We start from the raw sequence: 14,080 nt of genomic DNA, 5'->3' as shown, positions 1-14,080 counted from the left end.
GACGCAGATCGCTGTTTCCTTCAGTGACACATCGAGTCCGGCATAGTATTCCATGACTTCCTCCATGATGAAGAGAGCAGAAGCGTGAGGCCAGAGCTGCGCTGCTGCAATCACCCCATCTGGAGCCTAGGGTGATCCCGTTCGGCAGTGTCTTTCGGACCAATGGCGTTCCAATGCCTCATCACCTGCCGGACCACGGCCTGAGCTTTCGTGACATCGAAGTGAGAACCGTGGTCCCGGTGGGGCCGCGTAACTCTCACGGAGCATCGTTGGCGACAGCCAGTTCCCCGATCTTGGCGTGCAGTGACCGGACCGTCTCGTCATCCGCCTCCGCGGGCTTTCGGCTGCCCCGCTCAAAGATATCCGCCGCACCGTCCAGCAGCGCGTTCTTCCACTGGTGGATCATCGTCAAATGCACGCCGTATACGGCGGCCAGTTCCGAAACAGTGCGCTGCCCTTCAGGGCTTCCAGCGCTACGCGCGCCTTGTAGCCCGCGTCAGGGTTCCTGTGTTTCCTCATGTTCCGATCCTCTCGTCCTTGGAGACCAGCAAACGTCAGATCGTCGCTTCCGTCACTGTCCGATTTTTGGGAAGTAGCCCACTCGACCGTCAGCCCCTTTCCTTTCAGATGGGTCGCGGAATAGGCTGGGCAAGGTTGTTGATCCTCAGCGCCTGCCCCGGCAGGAACCGCGCCGACATCAACATCTGGCGCAGCCCGTCGTAGACGCGGCTCTGCACGGTCTCGTGCCTGACGGGTAGAATGGTGAGCGTGGCAGTCGTCAATGTGGTTCATCTTGGGCAGCGGATGAACCTTATGCGCAGCTGGGGTATGGCTGCAGGTTGTGCGTCACGTCAGGTTGCGAAGCTTCGCACGGTGGCCAAGGCACCGTCCAGCTTCTCGCCCTTGACGTCGTCCAGTGCAGCGGTCCGAAGGCGGCGCATCCAGTCGGCACCGTCCTCGCGTCCCTCGAGCATGACCACGGCCCCCATGACGCGGGCGAACTTGGAGAGCCCGCGCGCATGCGTGTCCGAGTAGCCCTTGATCAGGCGATAGTTCGCCAGAACCTCGGCTGCCAGCGCAGGGTCGTGCGGCATCAGCCGCAGGACCGTCGCGAACCACGCGTCGACATGTGCCATCTCGGACCGGTGCCGCAGAAGGCGCCGCCGGGCGGGGCGCAGGGCCGAGACCATCCACAGCATCAGAAAGCCGCGCAGGCTGTCTGTCCGAATGCGGCGCCCCTTGTCGAAGCGGCGTGCATACAGCCGCTCCAGCCCCTTGCGGGACTGCAGCCACGCCCCGAGGCGGGCGGGCATCGTGCTGGTGAACTCCTCGAAGCGGGGATGGAAATACTCGGTCAGCATCAGGACCTGATCGTCCTTGACTGACACTTCGGTTCCAACGCGTGACAATCGGGTCGGTCGCGTCTTGATGTCGGCGACCCGGAGGAGATCGTCGTAGCACAGCGCACGCGCGCAGTACTTGGCCGCCGCTATGCCTGCGCTGTACGGCGAGTGGTCCAGCGCGGCGATCTGCTCGACCATGTCCAGATACTGGCCGCCATAGGCGATGTCCTGATAGTCGACGACCTTCTGCAGTCCGGACAAAGCCATGTCCTGCATCGGCGCCGGCAGCGCCGCAACCCGTGCCTGAAGTGCGGCCCAGTCCGCGCGCAGAGCTTCGGGCACGCGCAGCGCGGGCAGCGCTACGTCCTCGGGCAGGTCGGAAACGGGCGCCGGACATGTCCCGGCGGCGATATCATAGGCTGCGCCGAACGCGCGCAGGGACGCCTCCACCCCACGGCCCGAGGCGCGGATGACCGCCTCGTAGCTGTCGCGCGGAAACGGCAATGCGCCAGATCCGGCCAGCGCGCCCAGAAGCGAGGGCGAGATGACCGAGCCGGCCTCCTTGGCGACGCGCTCCATGTCGAAGGCGACGACGTGGTCGGCGGCAACGCCCATCGCCTCGGACACTTCGGGGCTGCTGGCGCGTCCGTCGCCGGGGGCGATCTTTTCCGACACGGCCGCGATCCGGTGGGTCGAGGCGATCATCGTCGTGCGTCCGGGGGTGACGAAGCCGCGCATGATCGCACGTCCGCCCTCCATCAGTTCGGACGCGATCAGGATGTCGACATCGCCGATCGACGGCGACAGCGCGAAGACCGGCATCCGCCCGGTGTCGCGGCACATCTCGACATAGTAGATCGTCGCGCCGGTACGCTGCGCGACCCCGGCGACCGAGGTGGACTGCGCGCGATAGCCGTTCGCCTCGGCGACGGCGACGATCCAGTTGGTCAGGACGCCCCCGCCCTGCCCGCCCACGGCCAGCGCGGCCAAGGTGATGATCTTCTCGCCATCAGGCCCAGGGGAACGGCGGGCGACAATCGGTTGTGCTTGCATGTTCATGTCACGTCCTCAGGCGAATGCGGCGCGCTTGGCTTCGCGGCGGCCCTGCAGCCAGGCGATGATGCGGCGGGTGCGCGAGGCACGGCGCTTCTCGCGTGCTGTCGGGTTCGTCACGATCTCGGCCTGGTAGAACGAAGGGCACAGCACCGCCGCGTCCGCCACTTCGCCGCAGTTGCCGCAGCCGACGCAGGTCTGGTCGATGTAAGCGACCGGATCGTCACGCAGCGGATCGCCCGTGTCGCGGACCGACAGCGAGGGGCAACCGGACAGCCGCATGCAGGCGTGGTCGCCCGTGCAGACATCTTCGTCCACGCCGAAACGCGGACGCACCACGCGCTTCCCTTCCTTGGCGGCCTTGGCCAGCTGCGGCTTCTCGCGCCGCTGCCGGTTCAGCATGCACTCGGACGAGGCGACGATGACCTTGGGACCGCCCTCTTCGGTGGTCAGCGCCTCGGTCAGCGTGTCCCGCACCTTGGTCACGTCATAGGTGCGGTCGATATGGCGCACCCACTTGACGCCCATCCCCTTGACGGCATCGACGATGGAGTGCTGCGTCTGGCGCGTCGGATTGTCGGCGCGGGACGACAGGATGTCCTGCCCCCCGGTCGCGGCGGCATAGTAGTTGTCGACGATGATGATGACATTGTCGGACTTGTTGAAGACCGCATTCCCGATCGAGCTGGTCAGACCGTTGTGCCAGAACCCGCCATCGCCCACGAAAGAGATCGACCGCCGACCCTTGCCGTCCTTGCTGCGCAGCGCCGAGGCCGAGGCCGGCCCCAGCCCATAACCCATCGTCGTCGCGCCCAGATCGAACGGCGGCATGATCGAGAACAGGTGGCAGCCGATATCAGACGAGATGTGATGCGCGCCCAGTTCCTCCTCGACCAGCTTGGTTGCGGCGAAGATCGGTCGCTCAGGGCAGCCTGTGCAGAACCCCGGCGGCCGGGCGGGCAGGACCTGCGATAGGTCGGGAATGGCGACAGGCTCCTCGTTGGTCGCCGTCTTGCGGACCGGCATCAGATCAGGGGCATGGGCGCGCAGGAAGGCCGCAAGCCCGTCCACCATCACCTGGCCGGTATACTCGCCGCCCATCGGCAGCTTGCCCTTCCCTTCCAGTTTTACGGTGCGGCCCGCCTTGTAGAGCAAGTGGCCGATCTGCTGTTCGATATAGTTCGGCTGGCCCTCCTCGACGACGAGTACGGCATCCTTACCTTCGCAGAAGTCGAGGATCTGATCATCGACCAGTGGATAGACGCAGTTCAGCACCAGCATGTCGATCTGCGTGTCGCCGTAGATGTCGGCCAGATCCAGCCGGTTCAACGCCCGCACGACCGTATTGTAGCTGCCGCCCTGGACAATCAGGCCGATCCTGCCCGACCTGTCGCCGAACCGCTCGTTGATACCGCGCTCCAACACGAACTTCTGCGCGGCGGGCAGGCGCTTGGTCAGCTTCTCCTGCTCGTGCAGGTAGGTCGCGGGCGGCAGCACGATGCGGTCCAGCCGGCGGGCGGGGTTTTCCAGCGCATCCGCGACGGTCATCGGCGGCCGCTTGTTGTCGGAAGCCGTGAAGTGGCCGTGGACATGGCAGGACCGGATGCCGACCTGCAGCAGGACCGGGGTGTTCGACGCCTCGGACAGTTCGAACGCATCGCCGACGGTCTTGACGATCGAGGGCAGATTGGGCCGCGGGTCCATCATCCAGACCTGCGACTTCATCGCAAAGGCATAGGTCCGCTCCTGCATGATCGACGAGCCCTCGCCATAGTCCTCGCCCACGATCACCAGCGCCCCGCCCGTCACCCCGCCCGAGGCGAGGTTCGACAGCGCGTCCGAGGCGACATTGGTGCCCACGACCGACTTGAACGTGACCGCGCCGCGGATGGGATAATGGACCGAGGCCGCCAGCATCGCCGTCGCCGTCGCCTCCGAGGCCGAGGATTCGAAATGCACCCCCAGATCGTCCAGCGTCTCCCTGGCGTCGGCGAGCACGTCCATGAGGTGCGAGATAGGCGAGCCCTGGTAGCCGCCGACATAGCCGACGCCGTTTTCCAGAAGCGCCTTGGTGATGGCAAGGATCCCCTCGCCCGAGAAGGTCTCGCCCTCGCCCTGCTTCAGCTTTTTGACTTCCTTGGCAAATGAACGTTCGGCCATTGGTGGTCCCTTTGATCTGGCAGCGCCCGCAGGCAGCTCAGTAGTCGTGATGTCGGATGTCGTAGAAGACGCGCAGCAGCATGCGGTTCAGCGTCTTGCGTTCATCCGGCTGCAGCGCCTTCAGATGTTGGTCTTGCATGGACAGCATGGCCGGCCAGGCAGCCTTGTGCGCCGCCGCGCCCGCCGGTGTCAGCACGATCCGGCGCACGCGGTTGTCGCCGTCCTCGGCCTGCCGCTGGACAAGCCCCGCGGCCTCCATCCCGTCCAGAACGCGCGACAGCGTGGACTGCTTGATGACGGTCAGCACCGACAATTCGCCCACCGTGCGCGGCCCGTTTTCGGCCAAGGCTGCAAGCGCCCGCATCTGCGCGACCGTGATGCCCGCGTCGCGCAGCGCCGTTTCGACCGCCCTGTTGTACCGCGCGATGATGCGGTTCATCAGGTAGGGCGTGAAATGCTCCAGTTCATCGTGCCGCTCGGCCATGACACTGCTTCCCAAGTCAGCGCGGCCGCGAGGCCGCGCAAGTCCACTCAACCGGCGACAAGCGCCAGCGCCCGGATCGGAGAGCCGGTGCCCTTGACGATCTTCAGCGGCGCCGCGATCAGGATCGCCCCCTTCGGAGGCAGCTTGTCGAGATTGGTCAGCGACGCTAGACCATAGCGGTTGTGTTTGTGCAGCAGATTATGGGCGGGAAACGGGATCTCAAAGCCTCCAGCCGCCCCGGCATCGGTGCCGATGCACTGCGTGCCCCAGCCAAGCGCCTTGCGGTCCTCCATCAGGTACTGGATCACCTCGGCCGTCGGCCCCGGCGTATGCGGACCGTGCTCGTCGGCGTTCAGATATGCAGCCTCGTTGCCGTTGAACCGGTCCCAATCGGTGCGCATCAGCACCCATTCGCCTTCCTTGATCTCGCCATGCTCGGCTTCCCAAGCCTTCACATGCTCGACCGTCAGAAGAAAGTCCGGGTCCTCGGCCGCTTCCTTCGAGCAGTCGATGACATTGGCGGGCGCGACGAACTTCTGCGGATCGACCGTGTCGACCGAGCCGTCGGGGTAGTCCTTGCCCGTGATCCAGTGATGCGGCGCGTCGTAATGCGTGCCCGAATGCTCGCCAAGCTTGAGCCAGTTCCACGCCCAGAACGGTCCGCGGTCGCCATATTCCGAAATCTTGTGGATCTCGATCTTCGGAGTGTCGTCTGCAAGCTCAGGCGGCAGCTTCAACAGAGGCGTGTCCGGCCCAAGCGGGGCGGTGCAATCGATCACCTTCAGCGTGCCGTCCAGAAGGCCGGCGGCTATGGCGGCGAGCGTCTCTTTTTGTGTCATGGCTGTCTCCCTGTTAAGGCTTGTCACGCTTTTGGTATATGCAAACTCATATACTTTATCATTTCAAGTCTGAAATTCGAGATGATGGCAATTTCTTCTCAACGGTGCGTTCACCCGCTGTGAGTGTGGCAGTCCGTCATTATTATCTGCCAAGGGATTGAGCACCTGAGCGCCAGAACATGCGTCCGTTCACAGCATCGCCGCACGCAAATATCTTGAAGGTTGAAGTAAATGATGCCACGATCATGGCCACGCGCATCTTCAGCGCCTTGCTTGGGAGCAATTCACCATGACAGACAAAGTCGTGCCCGTCGTCACGCGGGCGTCCGAACTTGATGAGACGACGCTGCAGTCGGGCGAATGCGTCCGCAAATCAGGCGTCAGCCCGCAGCACACGCCGGCCAAGAACATCTGGTTCGGGCGCGTCAGCAATGAGCCGGGCCACCGCTCGCCGCCGCACCACCACGAGCACTCTGAGACCGGCGGCTACGTCCTGAAGGGCCATGGTCGCATCTACTTCGGCGATGACTACAAGGAATTCATTGACATGCACGAAGGGGACTTCGTTTTCGTGCCGCCCTTCATGCCGCATGTCGAAGTCAACATGAGCACCACGGATGAGCTGGTCTGGCTGACCTGCCGCACACCGGACAATCTTGTGACAAACCTGCCCGATGTGCCGGACGAGGCGCTTGAAGGCTATCGCCGCGCCTGAGGCGGAAAGGAACAACATGAAACTTCTGCGTTATGGCGACGCCGGTGCCGAACGGCCGGCACTGCTGGATATGGACGGCCGGATGCGTGATCTGTCGTCCGTGATCAAGGATGTCGACGGCACGGCACTTTCGCCCGAAAGTCTCAAGCGGATTGCGGCATTGGACCCGGCCGGCCTGCCGCTGGTCGAGGGATCGCCCCGCATCGGATCAGCCATCGCTCGGCCGGGCAAGTTTCTCTGCGTCGGCCTCAACTATGCCGACCACGCGCGCGAGACGGGCAAGGAGCCGCCGTCCGAGCCGGTACTGTTCTCGAAGGCTGTGACGGCGCTTTGCGGCCCGAACGACGATGTCGAGATCCCGCGCGGTTCGGACCGGACCGATTGGGAGGTCGAGTTGGGCGTGGTCATCGGAACCCGCGCAAAATACGTCGATGAAGCCTCGGCCATGGATCACGTCGCAGGCTATGCCCTGGTCAACGACGTCTCCGAACGGCGCTTCCAGTCCGAACGGGGCGGGCAATGGGTCAAGGGCAAGAGCCACGACACCTTCGGCCCGGTCGGACCTTGGCTGGTCACGAAGGACGAGATCGTCGACGTCCAGAACCTCGACCTGTGGCTGGACGTGGATGGCCAGCGCCGGCAGACCGGGAACACGCGGACGATGATCTTCGGCGTCGCGCATCTGGTCAGCTATATCAGCCAGTTCATGACGCTCGAGCCGAGTGACATCATCGCGACCGGCACGCCGCCCGGCGTCGGGCTGGGGATGAAGCCGCCGACCTTCCTCAGCGCCGGTCAGGTCGTGACGCTCGGCGCCACCGGCCTTGGCGAGCAGCGTCAGCTGATGGTGCAGGCATGAGCGGCGACATCGCCGCCGCGCGTGCAGCCCTGACGGATCTTTCGGGCAAGACGGCCATCGTCACGGGCGGCGCACGCGGTCAAGGCGCGGTCGAGGCTGAGATGCTGGCGGCGGCCGGCGCCGCCGTCCTGATCTGCGACGTTCTGGATGCCGAGGGCGAGGCACTTGCCACGCGCCTGACCGACGAGGGCCACCAGGCGCGCTTCCTTCATCTGGATGTGACGTCCGAGGCCGAATGGGCAGGCGCGCTGGACGAGATCCGCGGCTGGACGGGGCGGCTGGACATCCTGGTGAACAATGCCGGGATCATCAACCGCAAGATCATACGCGACATGTCGGTCGAGGAATGGCGCAAGGTGATGGACGTGAACGCGACCGGCGCCTTCATCGGCATCAAGCTGGCCGCGCCGCTGATGGCCGAGAGCGGGGGCGGCAGCGTCATCAACATCTCGTCGAACAGCGCGTTCTCGGGCCATTATGACCCCGCCTACACCTCGTCCAAATGGGCCCTGCGAGGGCTGACGCGGACGGCGGCGATGGAGCTGGCCGATGCCGGGATCCGGGTCAACGCGATCTGCCCGGGCCTGATCGTGACCGACCTCAATCGCGGCTCGCCGCATCTGAAGCCGATGATCGGCATGACGCCCGCCGCGCGCGCGGGCGAGGCGCTGGAGGTGGCGCAGCTGGTGCTGTTCCTGGCCTCGGACGGCTCGCGCTTCATCACGGGCGAGGACATCGTCATCGACGGCGGCTTCACCGCCGGGGCCGGGTATCGCCGGGTGGCGAAGGAAACCGGCCTGCTATAGCCGCACGCCCCTGCCGCGCAGGCGGGGGCGTCACTTCCGGTGGCGGATGTCGAGCATGATCGAAATGGCGCGCGCCGTGTCCGCCTCGGACACGTCCGCCAGCAGCTCGTCGACCCATGCAAGATGCTCGGCCGCCATCTCGTCCATCAGGGTGCGCCCCTTGTCGGTGATCCGGACAAGAAAGGCTCGCCGGTCCGCTTCGACCGCCCCGCGCTCGGCAAAGCCGTCCAGCACCAGCCGATCCACGACACCCGTCACGTTCCCGTTCGAGACCACAAGGTATTGCGAAAGCTCGCTCATCTTCATGCCCTCGGGATGGGCATGCAGCGCCGACAGAACGTCGAAGCGCGGAAGCGTCGTGTCATAGCGCGAACGCAGGCGCTCGCGCAGCGCCCCCTCGACAAGCCGCGTCGCCTTGAGCATCTGCAGCCACATCCGCAGCCGCTGCCGCGCAAGGTGATCATCTGCGATCATGGGCTTTGCCTTTGCGTCCATCATCGGCCCTTCCACGTTGCCGCCATACTTCATGTATCAAGCATTGTAGCTTCAGGCAAACACGACGGGGCGGCATCCGCGCCGAAGGGCTTCAGGGCAGCTTGCGCGACGGTCCCTCGGCATCGACGGCCACAAGCAGCACATCGGCCTCGAAGACCAGCCGGCACGCGCCCTCGGGCTCGGCCCAACCGGAAACACCCAGGTTGAAGGAACTGCCGCCGCGGCGGGTGAGACCCGCATGAACCGCGAACTCCTCGCCCGGATGAAGCGGCGACCGGAACGTCATCTCCTTGATCGACAGGATCAGCGCCTCACCTGCCGCAATCTTGCGACCGGCCAGACCCGCGGCGTGATCCAGCTGCGTCATGATCCAGCCGCCGAGGATGGCGCCACGCGGCGTGGCCTGATCATATGGCGCGACGGTGATCAGCACCGGCGCGGTCTCCGGCCTATTCATCAGGAATGACCGCCGTCGCCTCGATCTCGATCTTCGCGGCGTCCTCCATCAGGGCTGTGACCTGAACGACGGCCATGGCCGGGAAGTGGCGGCCGATCACATCGCGATAGGCCGCACCGAAGCCGCGCAGGTTGTCCAGGTACTCGCGCTTGTCCGTGATGTACCAGGTCAGCCGCACCAGATGTTCGGGCCGTGCCCCGGCCGCGTCCAGAACGGCCACGATGTTCTGCAAGGTCTGCCGGAACTGGCCGACCATGTCGGCATGTTCCCATTCCTGCCGGGCGTTCCAGCCGACCAGCCCGCCGGTATAGACAGTGCGTCCGCGGGCAAGCATGCCGTTGGCATAGCCCTTGGCAGGCACCCAGCCATCGGGTTGCAGGAACATGTGGGGCGTCAGAACGGTCATGGCATCATCTTTCAGCTCAGGCTTCGGAAGGTTGGTGGGCATAGCGCGTCATGGCGCGCCGCAGCGTGTCCGGCCACGGGGCCGATGCCGCGTCGCTCGGATGGGCATGGATCATCGTGGCCGTGCAGTCGAACCGCGCCTCGGCCTCGCAGGTGCCGGCGATCGCGACCGTGACGGAGGATCGGCCGATCTCGCGGACTTCCAGCGCGAAGCTCAACCAGTCTCCGAGGCGCGAGGGGGCAAGAAAGCGCGTGTCGATGTGACCCATCGGCGTGCCAAAGCCTGTCTGCTGCATCTCGGCCCAGCTGACGCCGACCCCGTCCGCGAAGAAACGCTCGGTCACTGCCGAGATCATCTCGAAGTAGCGCGGGTAGAAGACGATGCCGGCAGGGTCGCAATGATTGAATTCGACCTGCCGGCGGAGGATGAAGGTCATGGCTAGACCTCGCCGCCCGCGACCGTGATCGCTTGGCCCGTGATCATGTCCGAGCCGGGGCCGCAGAGCCACAGCACCGTCCGCGCCACGTCCTCGGGCGGGACGAGCCGGCGCATCGGGTTGGTCGCTTCCAGCGCGGCGCGTACCTCTGCGGCGCTGCGGCCGGTTTTTTCCACGATGTTCGCGATAGAACGCTCGGTCATCTCGGTGTCGAGGAAGCCGGGACAGACAGCGTTCACGGTGATGCCTTTGCGCACAAGCTCCAGCGCGGCCGAGCGGACCAGCCCCACCACGCCGTGCTTGGCCGCCGCATAGGGCGCGACATAGGGATAGCCCTTCAGCCCGGCGGTCGAGGCGATGGCAATCATGCGCCCCCAAGGCTTGCCCTTCATCGCTCGCGCTCCCTCGCGCAGGGTCAGAAAGGTGCCGGTCAGGTTCACGTCGATCATCCGCTGAAAGGCGGCAAGCTCGGTTGCAGCCAGTGGTGCGCTTTCCGAAGCGCCGGCATTGGCGACGACGATGTCCGGGGCGGCATCGGCCATGACGGCTGAGAGGGCAGCCTCGTCCGTGATGTCGCACACGACCGCGCGGATGGCGGGGTGGCGGGCGGCCACCTCGTCCAGCGCCGCGGCCCGGCGGCCGCATATGACGACCCCTGCCCCGGCATTTGCCAAGGCCAGGGCTATCACGGCGCCGACGCCGCTGCCGCCCCCGGTGACGAAGGCCGATCTGCCGGAAAGGCTCATGCGCTCATCGCCTTGCTGCGTTCGGCCAGCGTGTTGGCTTGGCGCCGCCCGCCTTCGTAAGGCTTTGGCCATTCCTGTTCCGTATCGCCCAGCTCAACCGCCGCATGCAGCGTCCAGTAGGGATCGGCCAGATGGGGTCGGGCCAGCAGCACAAGATCCGCACGCCCCGCCATCAGGATCGAGTTGACGTGGTCAGGCTCGTAGATGTTGCCGGCGACCAGCGTCGGCAGGCTGATCTCGTTGCGGACGCGGTCGGCGAAGGGAACCTGGAACATGCGGCCATAGACCGGCTGCTCGGCCTTGTCGGTCTGACCCGACGAGACGTTGATGGCATCCGCGCCCGCGTTCTTGAACATGGCGGCGATCTTCACGGCCTCGTCAGGGTTCACCCCTTCCCCGCCCATCCAGTCATGGGCCGAGATGCGGACCGTCATCGGCTTTTCCTCGGGCCAGGCGGCGCGCATGGCGGCGAAGACCTCGAGCGGATAGCGCATCCGGTTCTCGAGACTGCCGCCGTATTCGTCGTTCCGGCGGTTGGTGACGGGCGAGATGAAGGAGGCCAGCAGATAGCCGTGGGCCGCGTGCATCTCGATCATGTCGAAGCCGGCATCATCGGCGGCGCGTGTCGCCTCGACGAACTGCGCCAGCACCCGGTCCATGTCGGCGCGGTCCATGGGTTTGGGAACGCCGTTCCCCTCCATCAGCGGCACGTCCGAGGCCGAGATCAACAGCCAGTCCTCGCCCACGGCAAGCGGCTGGTCGATGCCCTCCCACGCCAGACGGGTCGAGCCCTTGCGCCCGGCATGGCCGATCTGGGCGCAGATGCGCGCGCTGGTTTCCCCATGCACGAAGTCCGTCAACCGGCGCCACAGCGGCACCTGGTCAGGCCCGATGCAAGGGCAGCCCGGGGTGATGCGGCCGTCCATGCTGACGCAGAGCATCTCGGTGAAGACCAGGCCGGCGCCGCCCTTGGCGCGTTCGGCGTAGTGGACGAAGTGCCAGTCGGTCGGCATCCCGTCCCGCGCCTTGTACTGTGCCATTGGCGAGACCACGATCCGGTTCGCCAGCTCCATTCCGCGCAGCTTGAAGGGCGCGAACATCGGGCTGCGGGCACTGTTGCTGCCCGCCTGCTTCTGGAACCATGCCTCAGCCGAGGCCAGCCACTCGGGATCCCGCAACCGCAGGTTCTCGTGGCTGATGCGCTGAGAGCGGGTCAGCAGCGCATAATTGAACTGCATCAGGTCCAGGTCCAGATAGCGCTCGATCTCCTCGAACCATTGGGTCGAGTTGCGCGCGGCCGAGGTGACGCGCAGCACCTGCAGCTTGCGCTCATCCTGGTAGGTCTGCAGCGCCTGCGCCAGCGGCTTGCCGGAGCTCAGCTCATCGGCCAGCGCGATGGCGCTTTCCATGCCCAGCTTCGTGCCCGAACCGATCGAGAAATGCGCCGTCGCCGAGGCGTCGCCGAGCAGCACCACGTTGTCGAAATACCAGTTCTCGCAGGTGACGCGCGGAAAGCGGATCCAGGCCGAGCCGCGGATGTGCCCGGCATTCGTCATCAACGCGTGGCCGCCGAGGTGACGCGCGAAGATCTTCTCGCACAGCGCGATGCTGTCCTGCTGGCTCATGTCAGCAAAGCCGAACGCCTCGAAGACGTCGGGACCGCATTCGACGATGAAGGTCGCGGTGTCGTCGTCGAACTGGTAAGCATGCGCCCAGATCCAACCGTGCTCGGTCCGCTCGAAGATGAAGGTGAAGGCGTCGTCGAACTTCTGCCGGGTGCCCAGCCAGACGAAGTGGTTGCGGCGCATGTCGATCTCGGGCTGGAAGCGGTCCTCATAAAGCGCCCGCGTCTTCGAGTTCAGGCCGTCGGCGGCCACCACCAGATCATACTCGCCCTTCATCGCCTCGATCCGCTCGGGCGTCAGGTCGGACTGGAACTGAAGTTCCACGCCCAGCTCGCGCGCGCGATCCTGCAGCAGAAGCAGCATCTTCTTACGGCCGATGCCGCAGAAGCCGTGCCCGCCCGAGGTCATGCTTTCATCGCCGCGCACGACCTTGACGTCGTCCCAATAGGCGAAGTTCTCGCGGATCGTCCGCTCGCTGACCGGATCGTTGCCGCCGAAGTTCGACATCGTCTCGTCCGAGAGCACGACCCCCCACCCGAATGTGTCGTCGGCGCGATTGCGCTCGAAGACGGTGATGTCGTGGCTGCTGTCGCGCAGCTTCATCGAGATGGCAAAGTAAAGCCCGGCCGGCCCGGCGCCGATGACTGCAATCTTCATGACGAACGCTCCCGCACTGGTGTTGAAGTGACTGTAGCACGCCCTGAATATGCTTCAAGTTAAAATGAATGTTGATGACACGCCGCGCTTGTATATGTAGCACATGAAGCTAGACACGGCGGCAGCAGGTTATTCATACCTGAAGCATCTTGCCGCACCGTACGACGTTGAACAGGCGGTTATCGTGCTCTTCAACATGAAAAAGCTAATGCGCTTCGGCGATCGGGACTTGACCAGACTAGCCTATCTCCCAGCCCATCTTTTCAAGCTGGTCTACGTGAACAAGGCAATGTTTGGGTCGCTCGGCGTCACCCGGAAAAAGCTGATGTTCGAGTGCCAGCTGGAGCTGCCCACCGTTCGCATGAACATTGAGTCGAAGAAGCCCGCCGTCTATGGCGACACGCTGCGTTTCGAGGTGAACATTCGCAAGATCGGAACGTCCTCGCTGCAGCGCTCACCGTCGTCACTGTTGAGGTCATCTGGACAATAAGCAGCTGATCGTCATGACTTCGACCACCGACCAGAAGTTACGCCCTTGGCCCGACAACTGCCGCCAACGGCTGCAGCGGTACCGCCTGGCCGGCTGCTGAAGAAGTCGACAAGGTGGAACGGTTTTTTGGACCGGACCCGCTGCCAAGAGCATCCTGCCCGTCGGTGCGGACGGTATGTGCATCTGATGTCAGGTCCGGGCCTTATATGGCCAGCAACCGTGGCAACCGGGCGAGGTTGTTGGCGGCCATTGTCAGGATGAAGCGGGACCTCACCCGTTCGACACTGCGATAGACGGTCTGGGCCATGCCGCCGACGGTCTTGGCCTAACCGAAGGCCTCTTCGATCCGCTTCCGGTGCTTCAGGGCCATCTGTCAACATAATCTATGTGTCACATCCCACGTGATTGCAGGGCCGCTTCTTGAAGATCTCCGGTCTTTGTTTCTGCCAGTCCCTGAGCGCGTCGATGGGCGTTTGCCCCTTCAGCACTGATTGCGGGAGCTGACCGTT

Annotated in this window: 16 protein-coding genes and 1 pseudogene; 4 read left to right on the top strand and 13 right to left on the bottom strand. The window is 64.8% G+C overall.

The genetic code is table 11. The annotated features are described in order from the left end of the window. Positions 1 to 256: 256 nt before the first annotated feature. From OC184_RS17885 to OC184_RS17860, 6 genes are all read right to left on the bottom strand, one after another. Complete coding sequence (locus OC184_RS17885) at positions 257 to 412, bottom strand: hypothetical protein (RefSeq protein WP_265508512.1); 156 nt, start codon at positions 410 to 412, stop codon at positions 257 to 259. A gap of 211 nt (positions 413 to 623) precedes the next feature. Continuing rightward, positions 624 to 782: a GntR family transcriptional regulator gene (locus OC184_RS17880; protein WP_265508511.1), complete on the bottom strand. Its 159-nt coding sequence runs from the start codon at positions 780 to 782 to the stop codon at positions 624 to 626. A gap of 69 nt (positions 783 to 851) precedes the next feature. Beyond that, positions 852 to 2,402 (bottom strand): indolepyruvate oxidoreductase subunit beta family protein, encoded by a 1,551-nt coding sequence (locus OC184_RS17875; protein ID WP_265508510.1) that lies wholly within the window; start codon positions 2,400 to 2,402, stop codon positions 852 to 854. Between the two features lie 9 nt (positions 2,403 to 2,411). After that, positions 2,412 to 4,556 (bottom strand): indolepyruvate ferredoxin oxidoreductase subunit alpha, encoded by a 2,145-nt coding sequence (locus OC184_RS17870; RefSeq protein ID WP_265508509.1) that lies wholly within the window; start codon positions 4,554 to 4,556, stop codon positions 2,412 to 2,414. 37 nt (positions 4,557 to 4,593) lie between these two features. Further along, positions 4,594 to 5,040, bottom strand: coding sequence for a MarR family winged helix-turn-helix transcriptional regulator (locus OC184_RS17865; protein WP_265508508.1), 447 nt, complete (start codon positions 5,038 to 5,040; stop codon positions 4,594 to 4,596). Between the two features lie 47 nt (positions 5,041 to 5,087). Next, positions 5,088 to 5,879: a cyclase family protein gene (locus OC184_RS17860; RefSeq protein WP_265508507.1), complete on the bottom strand. Its 792-nt coding sequence runs from the start codon at positions 5,877 to 5,879 to the stop codon at positions 5,088 to 5,090. A gap of 289 nt (positions 5,880 to 6,168) precedes the next feature. On the opposite strand from OC184_RS17860, the gene OC184_RS17855 reads away from it, so the two are divergent. From OC184_RS17855 to OC184_RS17845, 3 genes are read left to right on the top strand one after another with little or no spacing between them, the layout of a single operon-like run. Further along, positions 6,169 to 6,594 carry a cupin domain-containing protein gene (locus tag OC184_RS17855; RefSeq protein WP_265508506.1) on the top strand — a complete coding sequence of 142 codons (426 nt, stop codon included), beginning with the start codon at positions 6,169 to 6,171 and terminating at the stop codon, positions 6,592 to 6,594. Between the two features lie 16 nt (positions 6,595 to 6,610). Then, entirely contained in the window at positions 6,611 to 7,453 is an 843-nt protein-coding gene (locus tag OC184_RS17850) for a fumarylacetoacetate hydrolase family protein (protein WP_265508505.1), read from the top strand. Continuing rightward, positions 7,450 to 8,259, top strand: a complete 810-nt coding sequence (locus tag OC184_RS17845; RefSeq protein ID WP_265508504.1) for an SDR family NAD(P)-dependent oxidoreductase — start codon at positions 7,450 to 7,452, stop codon at positions 8,257 to 8,259. The genes OC184_RS17850 and OC184_RS17845 overlap by 4 nt, the downstream gene beginning before the upstream one ends. A 30-nt stretch (positions 8,260 to 8,289) precedes the next feature. Here OC184_RS17845 and OC184_RS17840 read toward each other — a convergent pair whose 3' ends face one another. The 6 genes from OC184_RS17840 to OC184_RS17815 form a co-directional block, all read right to left on the bottom strand. Next, positions 8,290 to 8,733 (bottom strand): MarR family winged helix-turn-helix transcriptional regulator, encoded by a 444-nt coding sequence (locus OC184_RS17840; RefSeq protein WP_322630227.1) that lies wholly within the window; start codon positions 8,731 to 8,733, stop codon positions 8,290 to 8,292. A 112-nt stretch (positions 8,734 to 8,845) separates the two neighbouring features. Next, a complete protein-coding gene (locus OC184_RS17835; RefSeq protein ID WP_265508503.1) occupies positions 8,846 to 9,211 on the bottom strand; it encodes an acyl-CoA thioesterase in 366 nt (121 codons plus the stop codon). Beyond that, a complete protein-coding gene (locus tag OC184_RS17830) occupies positions 9,204 to 9,617 on the bottom strand; it encodes a RidA family protein (RefSeq protein ID WP_265508502.1) in 414 nt (137 codons plus the stop codon). The genes OC184_RS17835 and OC184_RS17830 overlap by 8 nt, the downstream gene beginning before the upstream one ends. A 16-nt stretch (positions 9,618 to 9,633) precedes the next feature. After that, a complete protein-coding gene (locus tag OC184_RS17825) occupies positions 9,634 to 10,053 on the bottom strand; it encodes an acyl-CoA thioesterase (protein WP_265508501.1) in 420 nt (139 codons plus the stop codon). 2 nt (positions 10,054 to 10,055) lie between these two features. Next, positions 10,056 to 10,799: an SDR family NAD(P)-dependent oxidoreductase gene (locus OC184_RS17820; protein ID WP_265508499.1), complete on the bottom strand. Its 744-nt coding sequence runs from the start codon at positions 10,797 to 10,799 to the stop codon at positions 10,056 to 10,058. Continuing rightward, positions 10,796 to 13,081, bottom strand: a complete 2,286-nt coding sequence (locus OC184_RS17815) for a bifunctional salicylyl-CoA 5-hydroxylase/oxidoreductase (protein WP_265508498.1) — start codon at positions 13,079 to 13,081, stop codon at positions 10,796 to 10,798. The genes OC184_RS17820 and OC184_RS17815 overlap by 4 nt, the downstream gene beginning before the upstream one ends. A 103-nt stretch (positions 13,082 to 13,184) precedes the next feature. On the opposite strand from OC184_RS17815, the gene OC184_RS17810 reads away from it, so the two are divergent. After that, positions 13,185 to 13,571: an acyl-CoA thioesterase family protein gene (locus OC184_RS17810; RefSeq protein ID WP_265508497.1), complete on the top strand. Its 387-nt coding sequence runs from the start codon at positions 13,185 to 13,187 to the stop codon at positions 13,569 to 13,571. 202 nt (positions 13,572 to 13,773) lie between these two features. Here OC184_RS17810 and OC184_RS17805 read toward each other — a convergent pair. Next, positions 13,774 to 13,926 (bottom strand): annotated as a pseudogene (locus OC184_RS17805) (transposase); the annotation flags it as partial. Positions 13,927 to 14,080: the final 154 nt, after the last annotated feature.

The sequence above is a fragment of the Paracoccus rhizosphaerae genome (assembly GCF_026162645.1).
Taxonomy (GTDB): Bacteria; Pseudomonadota; Alphaproteobacteria; order Rhodobacterales; family Rhodobacteraceae; genus Paracoccus; species Paracoccus rhizosphaerae.
The sequence above is the reverse complement of the archived record's forward strand: the minus strand, read 5'-3'. Positions and strand labels throughout refer to the sequence as shown.